Origin of the sequence: Streptomyces sp. NPDC018947, assembly GCF_044390505.1 — a bacterium.
Lineage (GTDB): Bacteria > Actinomycetota > Actinomycetes > Streptomycetales > Streptomycetaceae > Streptomyces.
The window spans coordinates 232,864-251,968 of record NZ_JBIRZD010000002.1 but is presented as its reverse complement, the minus strand read 5'-3'; the positions used below and the strand labels follow the sequence as shown (position 1 = coordinate 251,968).

At 71.7% G+C, this 19,105-nt stretch carries 9 protein-coding genes; 8 read left to right on the top strand and 1 reads right to left on the bottom strand.

Annotated elements, in window-relative coordinates; all coding sequences use genetic code 11:
* Positions 1–6 precede the first annotated feature (6 nt).
* The 7 genes from ACH499_RS05775 (at position 7) to ACH499_RS05745 (ending at position 17,097) form a co-directional block, all read left to right on the top strand.
* On the top strand, positions 7–6,606 hold the full coding sequence (locus ACH499_RS05775) for an amino acid adenylation domain-containing protein (protein ID WP_399013997.1): 6,600 nt from the start codon (positions 7–9) through the stop codon (positions 6,604–6,606).
* Complete coding sequence (locus ACH499_RS05770; protein ID WP_399013996.1) at positions 6,603–12,011, top strand: amino acid adenylation domain-containing protein; 5,409 nt, start codon at positions 6,603–6,605, stop codon at positions 12,009–12,011. Before ACH499_RS05775 ends, ACH499_RS05770 begins: the two co-directional genes overlap by 4 nt.
* Entirely contained in the window at positions 12,008–13,138 is a 1,131-nt protein-coding gene (locus tag ACH499_RS05765) for a saccharopine dehydrogenase NADP-binding domain-containing protein (protein WP_399013995.1), read from the top strand. The genes ACH499_RS05770 and ACH499_RS05765 overlap by 4 nt, the downstream gene beginning before the upstream one ends.
* Positions 13,135–14,259 (top strand): Gfo/Idh/MocA family oxidoreductase, encoded by a 1,125-nt coding sequence (locus ACH499_RS05760; protein ID WP_399013994.1) that lies wholly within the window; start codon positions 13,135–13,137, stop codon positions 14,257–14,259. Before ACH499_RS05765 ends, ACH499_RS05760 begins: the two co-directional genes overlap by 4 nt.
* Positions 14,256–15,008, top strand: coding sequence for an alpha/beta fold hydrolase (locus tag ACH499_RS05755; protein ID WP_356198504.1), 753 nt, complete (start codon positions 14,256–14,258; stop codon positions 15,006–15,008). Before ACH499_RS05760 ends, ACH499_RS05755 begins: the two co-directional genes overlap by 4 nt.
* 96 nt (positions 15,009–15,104) lie before the next feature.
* Complete coding sequence (locus ACH499_RS05750; RefSeq protein ID WP_399013993.1) at positions 15,105–16,484, top strand: FAD-binding oxidoreductase; 1,380 nt, start codon at positions 15,105–15,107, stop codon at positions 16,482–16,484.
* A 157-nt stretch (positions 16,485–16,641) separates the two neighbouring features.
* Positions 16,642–17,097 carry an MmcQ/YjbR family DNA-binding protein gene (locus tag ACH499_RS05745; RefSeq protein WP_356198501.1) on the top strand — a complete coding sequence of 152 codons (456 nt, stop codon included), beginning with the start codon at positions 16,642–16,644 and terminating at the stop codon, positions 17,095–17,097.
* Positions 17,098–17,445: 348 nt separating this feature from the next.
* Here the strand turns inward: ACH499_RS05745 and ACH499_RS05740 are convergent, their stop codons facing one another.
* Positions 17,446–18,303: an alpha/beta fold hydrolase gene (locus tag ACH499_RS05740; RefSeq protein ID WP_399013992.1), complete on the bottom strand. Its 858-nt coding sequence runs from the start codon at positions 18,301–18,303 to the stop codon at positions 17,446–17,448.
* 60 nt (positions 18,304–18,363) lie between these two features.
* Here ACH499_RS05740 and ACH499_RS05735 point away from each other — a divergent pair, with 60 nt between their 5' ends.
* Positions 18,364–18,954, top strand: a complete 591-nt coding sequence (locus ACH499_RS05735) for a TetR/AcrR family transcriptional regulator (protein ID WP_399013991.1) — start codon at positions 18,364–18,366, stop codon at positions 18,952–18,954.
* Positions 18,955–19,105 lie beyond the last annotated feature (151 nt).

Sequence of the window (19,105 nt, the reverse complement as noted above, 5' to 3'; positions counted from 1 at the left end):
GTCCGCATGATCGAGCAAGAAGTCGGCCAGAAGGAAAGCTCCCGCCTGCCGCTGCCGGACAGCATCCGTGCCGAGGTCGCGGCGAAGCTCGGGATCCCGGCGGACGAGATCGGCGCGGACGAGGATCTCGTGGGCCTCGGTCTGGACTCCCTCGGCGTCATGACCCTCGCGACGGCCTGGCAGGCGGACGGCGCCGACATCACCTTCGGCGACCTGATCGAGGAGCCCACCCTCGCCGCCTGGGAACGGCTCCTGGGCCGGGGCGGCGGCACCGGACCGGCACCGGCTGAGGAACCGGTGGAGGACGGGACGTTCGCCCTGGCGCCGATGCAGCACGCCTACTGGTCCAGCCGCCGGCCCGGGATGCCGATGCGGACCGGCTCGCACTTCTACTTCGAGTTCGACACCGGCCCGCTCGACGTCGCCCGGCTCGACCGGTCGGTCAGCGCGCTCCGCGAGCGCCACCCGATGCTGCGGACCCGCATCGGAGAGGAGGGCACCCAGCACATCCGGCCCGGCTCCTGGGGGCTGGACGAGGTGGTGGACCTCCGCGGCCTCGACGACGGCGCGCGGGCCGAGCGGCTGGAGCGGATCCGGGCGCGGATGTCCCACCAGACCCTCAGCATCGAGGACGGCCGGGGGGTGGACGCCCGGCTGGCCCTCGTCGACGAGGAGTCGTGCCGGCTGTTCCTCGACATCGACATGATCGTCTGCGACGCCGGGAGCTTCGGCATCGTGGTGAGCGACCTGGCGCGGCTCTACACCGAGGACGCCGCCGACAAGCGGCCACTGGGCCTGAGCTACCCCGCATACCTGCGCCTGGTCGAGCAGTCGGGCCGTACCCGCGACCGGGACGTCGCCTACTGGCGCGGCCGGGCCGAGTCCCTGCCCAGCGCGCCCTCGCTTCCGCTGGCCACCGCTCCCGAGCAGCTCGACGAGGTCGTGTCGGTACGGCGGCACGCGTGGCTGCCGCCCGAGACCTACGCCGCACTGAACGAACTGGCCCGCAGGCACCGGCTCACGACCTCCATGACCCTCGCCGCCGTGTACGCCGACGTCCTCGCGGCCTGGAGCGACAGCCCGGAGTTCCTCCTCAACCTCCCCGTCCTGAACCGGCTTCCGGTCCACCCGGAGGTCGGCGAGGTGGTCGGCGACTTCACGGACCTGCTGCTCCTGGAGGTCCGGCCCGACCCCACCCGCCCGTTCGCCGACCGCGCCCGGGCGGTCCAGGAACAGTACCGGCGCGATGCCGCCCACTCCAGCTACGGCGGCACCTCCGTCCTGCGGGACCTGGCCCGGACCGCGGGCGGACTCGGCAACCGCTCCGGCGTCGTGTTCACCAGCGCGCTGAGCCTGGGAGAGCTGTTCGACGCGCCCGCCCGTGAACTGCTCGGCCAGCCGGTCTGGATGAGCTCGCAGACCCCGGGTGTCTGGCTCGACGTCCAGCTCGTCGAGCGGGACGGCGGCATGCTGATCAACTGGGAGGCCGCCGAGAACCTGTTCAGCCCGGGAGTGCCGGCCGCCATGTTCGAGGCGTTCGTGGACCGGGTGCGGCACCTCGCCTCGGATGCCGGTGCCTGGTCGCAGTCGTTGCCGGTGTCGTTGCCGGTGGGGCAGGCGGTGGTGCGGGAGCGGGTGAATGCGACGGGGGTGGTGGTCGAGCGGCGGTTGTTGCATGCGCCGGTGTTCGGGCATGCGGTGCGGGTGCCGGACCGGGTGGCGGTGCGGGTGGGTGGCAGTGGTCGGGTGGTCACCTATGGGGAGTTGGCGTCGAGGGCGTTGGCGGTGGCGGGGTGTTTGCGGGCGCGGGGTGTGGGGGTGGGGGATCCGGTCGCGGTGTCGGTGGCGAAGGGTCCTGATCAGATCGTGGCGGTGTTGGGTGTGCTGGCCGCGGGTGGTTGTTATGTGCCGGTGGGGGTGGATCAGCCGGTTGTGCGGCGGGGTCGGATCGTGGCGTCGGCCGGTGCGGGTGTGGTGCTGGTGGGTGAGGACGGCGGTGGGCAGTGGCCGTCGGGTGTGCGGGTGGTGGGGGTGTCGGAGGCGGTTGGTCATGTGCCGTTGAGTGCTCCGGTGGAGGTGTCGCCGGAGGAGTTGGCGTATGTGATCTTCACGTCGGGTTCGACGGGTGAGCCGAAGGGTGTGGAGATCACTCATGCGGCGGCGGCGAACACGATCGATGCGCTCAATGAGCGGTATGGGATCGGTGGGAAGGACCGGGTGCTGGCGGTGTCGGCGCTGGACTTCGATCTGTCGGTGTATGACATTTTCGGCCTGCTGGCGGTGGGGGGTCAGGTCGTCACGATCTCGGAGGATGTGCGTCGTGAGGCGGCGGCGTGGGTGCGGTTGGTGCGTCGGCATGAGGTGACGGTGTGGAACACGGTGCCGACGTTGCTGGACATGTTGTTGGTGGCGGCGGAGGACCGGTGTCGGTTGCCGAGTCTGTCGGTGGCGATGGTCTCGGGTGACTGGGTGGGTCTGGATCTGCTGGGGCGGTTGCGTGGGGTTGCTCCGCAGGCGCGTCTGGTGGCGATGGGGGGTGCGACGGAGGCGGCGATCTGGTCGAACGTCCATGATGTGGAGCGGATCGAGCCGGGGTGGGTGTCGGTTCCGTATGGGCGTCCGTTGCCGAATCAGTGTTATCGGGTGGTGGATCCGTTCGGGCGGGATCGTCCGGACTGGGTGCCGGGGGAGTTGTGGATCGGCGGGGCGGGTGTGGCCCGTGGGTATCGGGGTGATCCGGAGCGGACGGCGGTGTCGTTCCCGGTGACGGAGGACGGCCGGCGTTGGTATCGGACGGGGGATCTGGGGCGGTATCACCCGGACGGGACGCTGGAGTTCCTGGGGCGCAGGGATCATCAGGTCAAGGTGCGTGGTCATCGGATCGAGCTGGGTGAGATCGAGACCCGGTTGCGGGAGGTGCCGGGTGTCTCGCACGCGGTGGCGTGGGTGGATGTGTCGGGGGCGGTGCGGCGTCTGGTGGCGGCGGTCGCCGGCACGGGCTTGGAGGAGGGGGAGGTGCGGGCCGGGCTGACGGCCACCCTGCCGGGTTACATGGTGCCCGAGCACATCCAGCTCCTGGACGCCATGCCCCTGACCCCCAACGGCAAGATCGACCGGGCGGCGGTACAGAAGAACCTGACCGCGCAGCTCGCCGCGCGCACCGAGGGCGACGCGACCGCGGCCAGCGAGCTCACCGGAGTGCAGGCCACCCTCGCCGCCGTGTGGTCCGAGCTGCTCCACACACCGTCGCTCACCGGCGAGTCGAACTTCTTCCACCTCGGCGGCGACAGCCTGCTGGCCACCCGGATGCTCGCCGAGCTGCGCCGCGAGGGACTCTCCGGCAGCCTGGGCGACCTCTTCGGCTCCCCGACCGTGGCGGGCTTCGCCGGCCGGCTGACCCCGCTGGAGGACCCCGACGACGACACCCGGACGATCGAGGCCGACCTCGAGCACCGGCACGACCCGTTCCCGCTGACCGACGTGCAGCGCGCCTACTGGCTGGGCCGCCGCCCCGACTTCACCCTGGGCGGGGTCGGCTCCTACTGGTACTGGGAGTTCGAAGCCGACGGGGTCGACCTCGAACGCCTGGAGGACGCCTGGAACGAGGTCGTCGCCCGGCACGAGATGATGCGCGCCGTCCTCGACGACAACGGCAGTCAGCGCATCCTGCCCACCGTCCCGCGGTTCCGGATCTCGGTACGCACCACGACCGGGGACGACCACGACGAAGCCGTGGCCGAGCTGCGCCGCATGGACAGCCAGATCCTGGACGTGCACACCTGGCCGCTGTTCGACGTGCGCGCGGTCCAGTGCGACGACGGGCGCACGGTGATGGGCGTCGGGTTCGACTACATCGTCCTCGACGCGCTCAGCATCGTCACCGTCCTCAGCGAGGTCTCGGCCCGGTACGCCGACCCGGACACCAAACTGCCGGAGCTGGAACTGTCGTACCGGGACTACCTGCGAGCCACCCGTGTCGACGACGCCGTCCGCCGGCGCGACGAGGAGTACTGGCTCCGGGTGATCGAGGAGCTGCCCCCGCCGCCGGTGCTGCCGCTGCGGATCGAGCCCGAACAGGTGGGGACGCCGCGGTTCGCCCGGCGCGAGTTCCGGATCGAGCCGGAGCAGTGGCAGGAACTGCGCCGGCGCACCGTCGAGCACGGACTGACCGTGTCGACGGTGGTGGCCACGGCGTTCGCCGAAGTGCTGGCCGCCTGGAGCGCCGACCCGGCGCTGACGCTGACCCTGACCGTCTTCGACCGGCAGAACCTCCACCCCGAAGTCAACGACGTCGTCGGTGACTTCACCTCCCTGATGCTGCTCGGCCACACGAGCACCCCCGACGAACCGTGGGCCCGGATCGTCCGCCGCGTACAGGGCCAGGTCTGGGAGGGCATGGAGCACAACAGCGTCTCCGCGACCTGGGTGCTTCAGCAGCTCGCACAGCGCCAGGGCGCGTCGCAGATGCTCATGCCCGTCGTCTTCACCTCGACCCTGGGGGTGGCCGGGTCCTTCCCCGACCTGGAACTCTCCTTCGGCACCCAGACCCGAGGGCTGTCGCAGACCCCGCAGGTCACCCTGGACTGCCAGGTGATCGAGCAGGGCGGTGGCCTCAACGTCAACTGGGACTACGTCGAGGGACTGTTCGCGCCCGGAGTCGTCGAAGCAGCCCTGGACGCGATGCGCTCGCTCCTTCGGTCACTGGCCGGCCGCGACTGGAACGAAGCACCGTTGCCGGTGTCGTTGCCGGTGGGGCAGGCGGTGGTGCGGGAGCGGGTGAATGCGACGGGGGTGGTGGTCGAGCGGCGGTTGTTGCATGCGCCGGTGTTCGGGCATGCGGTGCGGGTGCCGGACCGGGTGGCGGTGCGGGTGGGTGGCAGTGGTCGGGTGGTCACCTATGGGGAGTTGGCGTCGAGGGCGTTGGCGGTGGCGGGGTGTTTGCGGGCGCGGGGTGTGGGGGTGGGGGATCCGGTCGCGGTGTCGGTGGCGAAGGGTCCTGATCAGATCGTGGCGGTGTTGGGTGTGCTGGCCGCGGGTGGTTGTTATGTGCCGGTGGGGGTGGATCAGCCGGTTGTGCGGCGGGGTCGGATCGTGGCGTCGGCCGGTGCGGGTGTGGTGCTGGTGGGTGAGGACGGCGGTGGGCAGTGGCCGTCGGGTGTGCGGGTGGTGGGGGTGTCGGAGGCGGTTGGTCATGTGCCGTTGAGTGCTCCGGTGGAGGTGTCGCCGGAGGAGTTGGCGTATGTGATCTTCACGTCGGGTTCGACGGGTGAGCCGAAGGGTGTGGAGATCACTCATGCGGCGGCGGCGAACACGATCGATGCGCTCAATGAGCGGTATGGGATCGGTGGGAAGGACCGGGTGCTGGCGGTGTCGGCGCTGGACTTCGATCTGTCGGTGTATGACATTTTCGGCCTGCTGGCGGTGGGGGGTCAGGTCGTCACGATCTCGGAGGATGTGCGTCGTGAGGCGGCGGCGTGGGTGCGGTTGGTGCGTCGGCATGAGGTGACGGTGTGGAACACGGTGCCGACGTTGCTGGACATGTTGTTGGTGGCGGCGGAGGACCGGTGTCGGTTGCCGAGTCTGTCGGTGGCGATGGTCTCGGGTGACTGGGTGGGTCTGGATCTGCTGGGGCGGTTGCGTGGGGTTGCTCCGCAGGCGCGTCTGGTGGCGATGGGGGGTGCGACGGAGGCGGCGATCTGGTCGAACGTCCATGATGTGGAGCGGATCGAGCCGGGGTGGGTGTCGGTTCCGTATGGGCGTCCGTTGCCGAATCAGTGTTATCGGGTGGTGGATCCGTTCGGGCGGGATCGTCCGGACTGGGTGCCGGGGGAGTTGTGGATCGGCGGGGCGGGTGTGGCCCGTGGGTATCGGGGTGATCCGGAGCGGACGGCGGTGTCGTTCCCGGTGACGGAGGACGGCCGGCGTTGGTATCGGACGGGGGATCTGGGGCGGTATCACCCGGACGGGACGCTGGAGTTCCTGGGGCGCAGGGATCATCAGGTCAAGGTGCGTGGTCATCGGATCGAGCTGGGTGAGATCGAGACCCGGTTGCGGGAGGTGCCGGGTGTCTCGCACGCGGTGGCGTGGGTGGATGTGTCGGGGGCGGTGCGGCGTCTGGTGGCGGCGGTCGCCGGCACGGGCTTGGAGGAGGGGGAGGTGCGGGCCGGGCTGACGGCCACCCTGCCGGGTTACATGGTGCCCGAGCACATCCAGCTCCTGGACGCCATGCCCCTGACCCCCAACGGCAAGATCGACCGGGCGGCACTCCAGGCGAACTCGGCCCGCACCTCGACGGGGACGGCCGGACAGGCCCGCGTCCATCACCCTCCGCAGGGCACCACCGAATGCGCCGTCGCCGAGATCTGGCAGGAGGTGCTCCAGGTCTCCGAGACCTCACGGGACGCCGGCTTCTTCGAACTCGGCGGAGACAGCCTGACCGCGATGCACGTCACCCAGCGCCTCGGCCGGCGCTTCGGCGTGGAACTCACGCTGCGGCAGATGTTCGACCACCCCACGCTCACCGAGCTGGCAGCCCTCATCGACGAACTGACCCGGGTGACCGACGACCTCGACGCGCCCGTCCGACTGGAAGAAGGTGTCTTGTGACCGCAAGCGACATCATCGCCGAGCTTGGACTGGCCGGCATCCACCTGTGGGAGGACGACGGAAAGCTCCGCTTCCGCGGCCCCGAAGGGGCGATGACGCCGGAGCGCCGAGCCCTGATCGCCGGCCGGCGCGACGAGGTCCTCCGCGAGCTGCGCGACCGGGACAGCCAGGCCGTACGGCCCGAGCCCGAGGCACGCTTCGAGCCCTTCCCGCTGACCGACGTGCAGTCCGCCTACCTGCTGGGCCGGCGCGAGGCGTTCGAGTACGGATCCGTGCCGTGCCACGCCTACGGCGAGCTGTTCTTCGACTCCCTCGACCGCGAACGCCTCCAGCGGGCCTGGTCGACGGTGGTCGACCGGCACGACATGCTGCGCACGGTCATCGACTACGACGGCTTCCAGCGCGTGCTGGAGGACCCGCCGGCCCCCGCGATCGACTGGACCGACGCCCGCCACCTGCCCCCCGCCGAGGGCGAGGACCGGCTCGCCAGGACCCGGGAGCGGCTCTCCCACGAGTCGAAGGAGGTCACCGAGTGCCCGCTGTACACCATCGCGGTCACCGAGCTGGCCGACCGTGCCGTGCTGCACTTCTCCATCGACTTCCTGATCGCGGACTACGTGAGCATCTACCGGCTGCTCGACGAGTTCGGCGCGTTCTACGAGGACCCCGGCGCGGAACTGCCGGCCCCGGCCATCAGCTTCCGCGACTACCTGCGGGCCGAGCGGAACGTGCGCCAGGGACCGGCCTACGAGCGTGACCGGGAATACTGGCTGGAGCGCCTCGACGATCTCCCGGCCGCTCCCGAGCTGCCCATGGTCGCCGAGCCGAGCCGGTACGGCGCCACCCGGTTCACCCGGCGGGAGATGCACCTGGACGCCGGCACCTGGGCCGCCCTGAGGCGGCGCGCCGGAAGCCACAACCTGTCCGCGTCCAACGTGGTCATGGCCGCGTACGCCGAGGTCCTCGGACTGTGGAGCCGCCACCCCCGGTTCACGCTCGACCTCACGGTCCTCAGCCGGCTGCCGCTGCACCAGGACGTCACCGCGATCGTGGGCGACTTCACCTCCGTGGAACTGCTCGCCGTCGACACCGCGGCCGCCGACGACTTCCTCGGCCGGGCGAAGGCACTCAGCGAGCGGCTCTTCGAGGACCTGGACCACCGCCTCTTCTCCGGGGTCGAGGTCATCCGCGAGCTGAGCCGCCGCCGCGGACAGCAGGGCGCCCTCATGCCGGTGGTCTTCACCAGCGCGATCGGGCTGTCGGGCGTGTCGGCGCCGTCGGGCCCCATGCGGACCCGCATCGAGAACGGCATCAGCCAGACCCCCCAGGCCTGGCTCGACTGCCAGGCCATGGAGGACGGCGACGGCCTCCTCATCAACTGGGACTCGCGGGACGACGTGATCCCCCCGGCCGTGCTGGACGACATGTTCGCGGCCTTCGAAACACTCCTGCGCGGCCTGGCCGGTGACGACGCCACCTGGTCCCGCGCGAACCCGGTGGCACTGCCCGCGGCCCAGCTCGCCCGGCGCGCCGAGGCCAACGACACGGCCCGCCCGCTGAGTACGGCCCTGCTGTCCGACGCTCTCGTCGAGCAGGCGCTGACTCGTCCCGACGCCGTGGCCGTGGTGGACGGCGGGTCCACGGTCACGTACCGGGAACTCGTGGCACGGGCCGGCGCGGTGGCGACCGCACTCCGCGCGGCCGGTCACGCACGCGGCGACCGCGTCGGCGTCGTCATGGACAAGAGCTGGCACCAGGTGGCCGCCGCGGTCGGCGTCCTGCTGGCCGACGGGACCTACGTGCCCGTCGAGACCAGCCAGCCGGAGGCACGCCAACGGCGGATCCTGGACGCCGCGGGAGTGCGCACCGTGCTCACACGCCGGGCTGACGAGGTGACCGTGCCCGAGGAGTGCGCCCGCGTCGACGTCGACACCCTCACCGACGCCGAGGACCCCCCGGCCCGCCCGCGGGCCACTGCGCAGGACTCCGCCTACGTCATCTTCACCTCCGGCTCCACCGGCGAACCCAAGGGCGTCGAGATCAGCCACGAGGCGGCCGTCAACACCCTGGACGACGTGTGCCGGCGCTTCTCCGTCACCGCGGACGACGCGGTACTCGGTCTCTCCAGCCTCGCCTTCGACCTGTCCGTCTTCGACATCTTCGGCGTGCTCGGCCGCGGCGGGACCCTGGTCCTGCCCGAGGCCCGGCGGCGCACCGACCCGTCCCACTGGGCCGAACTGGTCGCCGGTCACCGGGTCACCGTGCTCAACACCGTGCCCGCGCAGATGATGCTGCTGGAGGAGTACCTGCGCGGATCCGACACTGACTGCTCCGGCGTGCGGCTCGCCATGATGTCGGGCGACTGGATACCCGTCTCCCTGCCCGACGCCATCCGCTCCCGCATCCCGTCGATCGAGCTGGCCGGCCTGGGCGGCGCCACCGAGGCCGCCATCTGGTCGATCGTCCACCCGATCGGCCGCGTCGACCCCGCCTGGCCGAGCATCCCCTACGGGACACCGCTGGAGAACCAGCGCTTCCACGTGCTCGACGGCGCGATGCGGCCACGGCCCGACCTCGTCGTCGGCGACCTGTACATCGCCGGTGCCGGTCTCGCGAAGGGGTACCTGGGCGATCCGCAGAAGACCGCGCGCTCCTTCGTCGAGCTGCCGACCGGGGAGCGGGCCTACCGCACCGGCGACCTGGGGCGCTATCTGCCCGACGGGACGATCGAGTTCATCGGCCGCGACGACCGCCAGGTCAAGATCCGCGGACATCGCGTCGAACTCGCCGAGGTCGAGGCCGCGCTGGCCGCCGAACCGGACGTCAACGCGGTCGCCGTGACGACCCGCGGCCTGCGCAACGAACGCAGGCTCGTCGCCTTCGTCGAGAGCGCCCAAGGACAGGCCGCCCCCGACCGCGCACCGGACGACACCGGCCTCGTCGGCGACGTGGTCGCGGCCGGCGACGAGGTCCGCAGCGGAGTCGACGTCGGCAAGGTGGTCGAGTTCGCCGGGGTGCTCGACGACGCGGCGCTCCGGGGCATGGTCGACGTGCTGCGCCGGTCGGGCCTGTGGCCGACGGCCGAGGCGAGCCACACCACCGCCGACATCATGCGGATCGCCCAGGTCGCGCAGAAGCACGAGCGCCTGGTACGCCGCTGGCTGGCCGCCTGCACCGAGCACGGCTACCTCCGCGAGGACGGCGGCGCGTACACCTGCCCGCGCCTGATCACGCCAGACGACGTGGCACGGGCATGGGCCGAGGTGGAGCGGCTGATGCCCGAGGCCCACGACCGCCCGGAGCTGGTGGAGTACTTCAGGACCGCCGCCCGGCATCTGCCGCAGCTCCTGCGCGACGAGCAGGACCCCGTCCAGCTGCTCTTCCCCGAGGGCGACCTGAGCATCCAGGAAGCCGCGTACATGGAGGGGTTCCTGTCGCGCTACCTCAACCGGCTGGCGACCAGCACGGTGCTCGGCATCGCCCGCCGCCACCGCGGTGGCGCTCCGCTGCGGGTCCTGGAGATCGGCGCCGGCGTCGGCGGCACCAGCGCCGACACCATCCCGGCGCTCGACGGCGAGAACGTGCGGTACACCTTCACCGACGTCTCCCAGTTCTTCCTCAACAAGGCCGCCGACGCCTACTGCGCGTACCCCTGGGTCGACTACGCGATGTTCGACTTCAACGAGCCGTTCCGCGAGCAGGGCGTGCCGCCCAACTCGGTCGACGTGATCCTGTGCGGCAACGTCATGCACTACGCCAAGGACGCCCGCCAGGTACTGCGCCGGATGCGGGAGGCACTGGTGCCCGGCGGCTGGCTGGTCTTCATCGAGACCACGCGGGACAACTACCAGATCCTCACCTCGATGGAGTTCCTGTTCGACGCCACCGCCGGCGACTTCCAGGACGTACGGCACGGCAAGGACCAGACCTTCATCCGGCGCCGGCAGTGGCAGGACCTCCTCACCGAGGCCGGGGCGGAACTCGTCTACTGCCTGCCCGAACCGGAGGACGAACTGGCCGGCATCGGCATGCACGTGTTCGCCGCCCGGCTCAAGCAGGACCGCGTGGCGATCGACACCGACGACCTCGCCCGCCGGCTCGGCGCGCGCCTCCCGGCCGAGATGATCCCGTCGGACTTCCACGTGCTCGACTCGCTGCCCCTGACCGGCAACGGCAAGGTCGACCGCGCCACGCTCACCGCCTGGGCCGAGCAGCGCGGCCCCGCGTCCGAACGGACGGGCGCAGCGGAGCGGCCCGACTCCTCCGAACTCCAGCGGACCATCGCCGCGTGCTACGCCGAGGTACTGCGCAAGCCCGACGTCGACCCGGAGACGAACTTCTACTCGCTCGGCGGCGACTCGCTGCTGGCCGCCCAGGTGGTCACCCAGCTCCGCGAGACCGTCCCCGAGGCCGCGACCGTCCTCTTCGACGAGTTGCTGCGAGAGCTGCTGAACGGGGCGTCCGTCCAGGAGGTCGCGACGTACCTCGACGACACTCCACCGACCGCCAAGGAGGAGACGATGGACCAGGCCGGCTACGTCCTGAGCGGGGCCACCGAGCAGATCGGCAACCCCGTGCACGTCCTGTTCAGCGACGGGTACGGCGAGGGCGCCGACCGGGTCGTCGCGGACCTGGGCGAGCGCGACCCCGTCATCCAGGTCCCCATGCTGGCGGTCGGGGACACGCTGCGCGTCGACGACCTCGCCCACGGGGTCGTCGAGGAACTCCGCAAGCTCAGCCCCGGCCCCTTCCACCTCATCGGCGCCCGCGGCGCCGGCCTGCTGGCGCTGACGACCGCCCAGCAGCTCACCGAACTCGGGGTCCCCGTCTGCGGACTGACCCTGATCAGCAGCTATCCGCTGCAGGCCGCCATCCACGACGACGTCTTCTACGAGGCCATGTTCCTGATGGGCGCCGGCACCGACCCGTCGGACCTGGGCTACCCCGACGCGGCCGGACTCGGCCGGGTCCTCACGGAACTGGTGCCGTCGGGAGAGATCACCACGGCCGCGCTGACCGGACTCGCCGTCCACAAGGATCCCCAACTGCGCGCCGCGGCCCGGGTCTTCGCCGAGCTGGCCGCGCGCCCCGGCGAGGCCCGCGTGGCCGCGATGGCCGAGAAGTTCGGCTACCCGGCGGACGACATCGCCGACCTGCTGCGCGGCACCCGCGCGCTGTTCAACGCGAACGCCACGCACAGGCCGGACATCTACACCGGCGAGGTCCGGCTCCTCGTGCACAGCGAGGAGTCCCCGATCTGGCCGACGATGGCGAGCGACAGCCGCGCCTACTGGAAGGACGTCTGCGCCGGCGGCCTCAAGGTCGAGGAGATCCCCGGCTCCCACTTCACCTGCTGCGAGACCCTCACCGGCGCCCGGATCGACCTGCCCGAGGAGACGTCGTGACAGAGGTCGACGTAGCGGTCCTCGGCGGCTACGGCGCGGTGGGGGCGGCCGCCCTGCAGTTCGTCGCCGAGCGCCGCCCCGGCACCACCGTCAGGATCGGCGGGCGCAGCAGGGCACAGGCACAGGGGCTGCTCGACAAGCTCGGCACCGAGGGCGAGGCCCGGCAGGCCGACCTGTACGACGGCCGCTCGCTCGCCGAGTTCTGCCGCGGCGCACGCCTGGTCCTCAACTGCGCCGGCCCCTCGTACCGTGTACTGGACCGGGTGGCGTGGGCCGCGACGGCGGCCGGGGCCGCCTACGTCGACCCGGGCGGGGACGAACCGGTCTTCGACGCCCTGCACCGGCCGGGGACGTTCGCCGGCACGGCGGTCCTCACCGCGGGCATGCAGCCCGGCCTCACCGGGCTGCTGCCCCGGCACCTGGCCCGGTCGATGTCGCACCCGCGCACCCTCACCGCGTACGTCGGGACCATGGACCGCCTGACCCCGGCCGGAGCGGCGGACTACCTGCTCAGCCTGGGCGGCTCCTACGGAGAGGCCCAGGCCGCCATCCGCAATGGCATCCGGGTCGAACGCGAGCTGGAGCCGCGCAGCGGCATCGAGCTCCCGTACGCGGGCCGGCGGCTCGACGCCTACCCGTACCTGAGCTTCGAGGCCGAGGCCCTGGCCCGCGACCTGGGCCTCGCCGAGGTCGACTGGTTCAACGTGTTCGAGGGCGGGGCCCACATGATGGCCTGTCTGAGCCGGCTCCAGGGAGCCATGCGCGGCGAGTCCGACCTGGCCGGGGCCGCCGCCGAGCTGACCCGGGCCGCCGCCCTCGACCTCTTCGGCAAACAGCCCTTCCAGCTCATGCTGTTCGAGGTCGCCGGAAGCCACCACGGCGAGCCCGCGACCCGGAGCCTGGCCCTGCGCGGCCACGACACCTACGCCCTCACCGGGCTGATCAGCGCGCTGGCCGCCCTCGACGTGCTGGCCGGGCGGATCGGGCCCGGCATCCACTTCGCCTCCGACGTGCTCGAGGCCCGCTCCGTGCTGGAGGCGCTGCGGACCGTTCCGGCGGTCACCACGCTCGAACTCCTCCCGCAGCCGGTGCTGGGCCCCCTTCAGGTGGAGGAGGGAGAGCTGTGAGCGCCGAGGACCTGGCCGCGCGCGGGACCGCAGCCGGTCCTCCGCGCGTGGTGGTCGCCGGGACCGGCTTCGGACGCGCCTACCTGGCCGCCTTCGAGCGGCCCGACTTCCCCTTCGAACTGGCCGGCATCCTGGCCCGCGGCAGCGCACGCAGCAAGGCCTGCGCCGAACACTACGGCGTCCCCCTGTGGGAGGCGCCCGGCCAGGTGCCCGAGGACGTCGACATGGCGTGCGTGGCCGTGGGCGGGACGATGACCGGGGGCCGCGGGACGGAGCTGTCACACCAGTTCATGCGCCGCGGCCTGCACGTCCTCCAGGAGCACCCCCTCCACCCCGACGAGCTGGTCGCCTGCCTGAAGACGGCGCGCGAGCACCAGGTGGTGTTCCGGATGAACACCCACTATCCCCATGTGGAGCCCGTACGGCGGTTCCTGGCCTGCGCCCGCGAGGCCGGCGCCCGGCAGCGGCCGCTCTTCGTCGACGTCACCTGTGCCTTCCAGGTCCTGTACACCGTCTTCGACATCCTCGGCGAGGCGCTCGGCTCGATCAGGCCCCTCGGCGTCCACGGCGTCATCGAGGAACCCGACGCGGGCGGCGCACCGCCGCCGTACCGCAGCGTGAGCGGACGCTTCGCCGGTGTGCCGCTGACCTTCCGGCTGCAGAACGAACTGGTGCCCTCGGCCCCGGACAACCACGGCCACCTGCTGCACCGGATCACCATCGGATACGACGGCGGCCATCTGACACTGGCCGGCACGCACGGACCGGTGCAGTGGAGCATGCGCCCGCACATGCCCGACGACATGAAGGACCTGGTGCGGCTCTCCGACTCCACCGCGCCGCACCTCGAGGTGCCCAGCGTGCAGACGATCGGCCGCGCGGACGGCGCGTCGTACCGCGAGGTCCTGGAGACGCTGTGGCCGCAGGCGACCGCGCGCGCCATGACCGCGCTCTGGCAGGAGGCCGTGGCCGGAGCCGCGAGCGACGCGCATGTGCAGCGCCACCTCGCGCTCACCCGGATGGCCATGGAGGTGGCCGAGGCCTGCGGACCGGTACGCCTTCACCATCCCGCCCCACCCGAGCTGATCAGCGCCGAGGACATCGCGGGGAGGACGGCATGACGGTGGTCCTCAACTCCTGGCTGCGGACCTTCTGGCCGCGCCCGGACGCCGCGCTGAGCATGGTGTTCTTCCCCCACGCCGGCGGCTCGGCCGGCTTCTACCGGCCGCTGGCCCAGGAGCTTCCGGAGCACGTGGAGCCGGTGATCGTGCAGTACCCGGGCCGGGCGGACCGGGCGCAGGACACGCCCTGCCGGACCATGGACGAGCTCGCGGACACCCTCGCCGAGGCGCTGATCCCCCTCGACGGCAAGCCGGTCTGGTTCTTCGGGCACAGCATGGGCGCCTCGGTGGCCCACGAGGTGGCCCGCCGCCTCGCCGCCCGGGGCGGTCCGCGGCCCCGCCATCTGATCGTCTCGTCCCGGCCGGGCCCGGCGCGCCAGCGCCCCGGCGACAAGCACCTGGACGACGACCGGCTGTGGTCCGACGTCTGCGCCCTGGGCGGCACCGACTCCCGCCTGCTCGCCATGCCCGAGATCAGGGCCATCGCCCTGCCCGCGATCCGCGCCGACTACCGGCTGATCGAGACCTACCGGCCCGTGCCCGCAACCGACCTGGACATCCCGGTCACGGCCTGCTTCAGCGACGGCGACCCCGAGGTCGACCGCGAGGACATGGAGGCGTGGCGCCCGGTCACCACGGGCCCGTTCGCGATGGAACGCTTCCGCGGCGGCCACTTCTACCTGTGCGACTCGGGCCGGCGCCCCGTCGTGGACTGGCTCGCCGGGCTGACCCGCGAACCATCGGTGTGAACTGCCGGAAGACGGCCTGTCGGCACTCTTTCAGCAGCGCACGGCGCCCGGCCATTCAGGGCTACTTTCACCCGAAAAAGACGGAGGAGAATTCACGTGGCACTCATCAACTCAGCGGGAAACGCCGTCCCCGACTCCGCGCTGGAGAGCCTGGGCGGCGCGATCCGCGGCGAGATCATCAGGCCGGCTGACGCCCACTACGACGAGCGCAAGCTGATATGGAACGGGTTCTTCCAGAAGAGCCCGGGTGCCATCGTGCGGGTGGACGGCGCGTCGGACGTCGTCAAGGTCGTGAACTTCGCCCGCGAGAACGACGTCGAGCTGGCGATCAAGGGCGGCGGGCACTGCTTCGCCGGCTCCGGCACGACCGAGGGCGGCCTGCTGCTGGACACCTCCAACCTGCGCGGCATCCACGTCGATCCGCAGCGCCGGCGCATGGTGGTCCAGCCCGGCCTGCTCCAGGGGGACGTCGATGCGGAGACCCAGAGCTTCGGACTCGCCGTGACCGGCTCCCAGGAGTCGTACATCGGCGTCGGCGGCGTCGCGCTCGGCGGCGGTCTGGGCTGGCTGGCCCGCTACCGGGGACTGCTGGTCGACAACCTGATCTCGGCCGACGTCGTCCTCGCCAACGGCGAACTCGTACGGGCCAGCGCGGAGGACGACGCGGAGCTGTTCTGGGCGATCCGCGGCGGCGGCGGCAACTACGGCATCGTCACCCGGTTCGAGTTCAAGCTCTACCCCCAGGGGGAGTGCGCGGCCGGCATCCTGGGCTTCCCGATCGCCCAGACGGCCCAGGTGACGCGCCTCATCGACGAGTTCAACAGCACCGCCCCCAACGCGCTGACCACGTCGTTCGCGTTCCTCGTCGCCGCCAACGGCGAGCCGGCCGTCGGCATCGGCTTCGCCCACGCGGCGCCCGACGACAGCACGGAGGGCCTGATCGAGCAGATGCGCGGCATGGGCTCGAACCTGCTCCTCGACCACTGCGGCGTCATGCCCTACGTGGCCGTGCAGCGACTGCTGGACGAGAACACCATCGCCGGGCACCGCTACTACCCGCGCTCCTTCCTCCTGCCGGAGCTGCACCCCGAGGCGATGCGCATCCTCGCCGACGGCTTCGTGACCACCCCCTCGCAGCGCAGCCTGGTCGGCGGAGCCCAGATGGGCGGCAAGATGCTGGACGTCGGCCCGGAGGAGACGCCGTTCCCGCACCGCGACGGGTACCTGACGAGCCTCCTGCCCTCGTGGACGGAGCCGGAGAGGGACGACGAGATCGTGGCGTGGACGGAGGAGATCTACGCCGAGCTGAAGCCGTACACGGTCGAGGGTGTCTACGCCAACCACCTCGGCACCGACGCCGACGAGCGGGTCGCCGAGGCCTACGGGAAGAACTTCGAACGCCTGACGCGGCTCAAGGCGGTGTACGACCCGGACAACTTCTTCCACCGCAACGTCAACATCAAGCCCGCGAGCTGAGGAAGCCCGCGCCGGTGACGGCGGCCGTGCCCGACGACGGCCGCCGTCACCGGCGGCGGTCCGGCCCGAAGAGGCCGGACGCGTGACCGCGTGGATCCCGGTGCGGTGATCTACAGTGGGCAAGGTCGTGCCAGCGTCGAGATCGGCTTCCGGTGCCATGCCACATCCCGTGATGTTCGAGGACAACGACCCGTACCTGGTGCGGCTGCGCCGGGTGGTACTCGCGTTCCCCGACGCGGAGGAGCGGATCGCGCACGGCCGGCCGGGATTCCGGGCCGGCAAGTACTTCGCCTGGTACGGCGGTTCGACCAAGGGCTCCGCGGACACCCGCGTCCGCTACGACCGCGCCCTGATCGTGCTGCCGGACGAGGCCGACCGCGCGGCCCTCGCCGAGGACGAGCGCTTCTTCGCACCCGCCTACCTCGCCCCGTCCGGCTGGATCGGCATCGACCTCGCGGCCGGCGGCACCACGGCGCCCGAGGACGTGGACTGGCAGGAGGTGGCCGAACTCCTCGACGCGTCCTACCGCCGGATCGCGGACGCGCGAAGGGTGGCCCTCCTGAACGAACTCGGCAGCCCGGCCCGCCCTCCCGCACCCCCCGCGCGGGGGTAGGGGAGCCGACCGGGCGGGCATGCGCCTCTCACCGTCCGGTGCCCCGGCGGGTCCTTCGGCGGCCCGAGACCTTCACGGTCGAGCGGCGCCCGCCCTCCGGGGGCAGCGGTCGGTGTGCGCGGGGCAGGTCTCGGTGGCTGTGTGCCGGTCGACGGCCCGGACGATGAGCAGTGATCGCGGTGCGTCGGCCCGGCGGCGGACGCTGGGCGGTTGTGCTCCGCGTACCGCCGTCGAGGACAGGTCCCGGCCCCGTACCGCGGGGGCTGCCGACCCGGCAGGCCCGGTGGTGGGGCCGGGGACTGTTCCGCTGAGGGCCGGCACACCTCGTCCCGACCGCGGCTTGCGCGCTCAGCCGGCGTGCCGGGCCGGCTCCGCTCCGGTCCGGACGAGAAAGTCGGTCAGCACCTCGGCCAGCCTCTCGGGCTGGTCCTCGGGGACGAGGGTGGACGAGCCGGCGATCTCGACCAGCCGGCCCTGCGGGTACAACTCGGCGAGCCGGGGCCCGTGTTCACGCGGCATCAGTCGGTCCTCGGTCGCCCAGACGACCAGGACCGGGCGGTCGAACTCACGCAGCCGCTCGCTCCAGGCCAGCAGTGTCCCGCGGTCGGGTGCTCCGGTGGCGAACTTGGCGAAGTCCCTGCGCACGTCCCTGCTCCGGGTGGCGGGAGCGAACCAGTCGTCCATGATGTCGTCGGGGATCCCGCGCAGGCTCATTCCCCCGTATCCGGCCCGGTTGTGGCGGAACGCGGGGATGCGCATGAGCCGGGTCAGGAGCCGGACGCCGCCGGGGACCCTGCATACCCTGGCCATCGCCTTGGCGGGTCCGGGGGGAAAGTTGTCGAAGGCCTCGCAGGCCACCAGCACCATGCGCGCGAGCCGCTGGGCCCGCCCTTCCGAGATCAGGAACTGGCCCCCGCCCCAGTCGTTGAGGACGAGGGTCACCTGGTCCAGGCCGAGCCGTTCGATGAACTCGCCCAGCAGCCGGGCGACACCGCGCTGGGACAGGTCGGCATCCGGGTGCATGGGCTGACGATGCCCGCCGAGCGGGAGCGTGGGCAGGACGCAGCGGTACCCGTCCAGCAGGGGCACCACCTTGCGCCACTGGGTCTCGTTCATCGGCAGGCCGTGGCCGAACACCAGCACCGGCCCGTCACCGCCGGTGTCCTGATAGTCGATCGGTCCGGACGACAACTCGATCCTCGGCATCGGACCCCCATTTGATAGATTGTTCTACTGCCATCTTGGGGGCGGGGGGAGCAGAGGGCAATGGGACGACCGGACACGCGAGCCAGGATCCAGGGTGCCGCCACGGTGCTGTTCCGCCGCCACGGCTACTCGGCCACCGGCCTCAAGCGGATAGCGGCGGAGGCGGAAGCGCCGTTCGGGTCGATCTATCACTTCTTCCCGGGGGGCAAGCAGCAACTGGCCGAGGACATGATCCGCACGTCCGGGCCCGAGTACGGCCGCTTGGTGCTGGCTCTGCTGGACAGCGTGCCGGACCCCGCCGAATCCCTCGTGCACGCCTTCGAGGCTGCCGCGGCCGATCTTGCCGCGGCCGACTACGCCGATGCCTGCCCGATCGGGACGGTGGCGCTGGAGGTCGCCAGCAGCAACGAGGCGCTCCGGGCCGCGACGGCAGAGGTCTTCGAGCAGTGGGTGGACGCCGCGGCGCGGTGGTTCGGCCGTTGGGTGGCCGATCCGGAGGCGGCGCGCTCTCTCGCCTGCTCGATGATCACGATGTTGGAGGGGGCGTTCATGCTCAGCCGAGCCGCTCGTGACCCCGAACCACTGCGGGTGGCCGGCCGGTCGATGGCCGCGTTGCTGCGCACAGCCGTCGCCGGGGCCGGTGAGGGCTGACTCCGGCGAGCGGGACGAAAGGCCCGGGCGCGAGCCGTACGGAGACGACGACCGGCGCGACCCCCGCGGCGACGGCGGGGCGGCCGACACCGATGACCGGCGATCCCGTTTACCGTCCGTGCCCGGCCCGGCCGGCCGGCGCGTGGGGTCC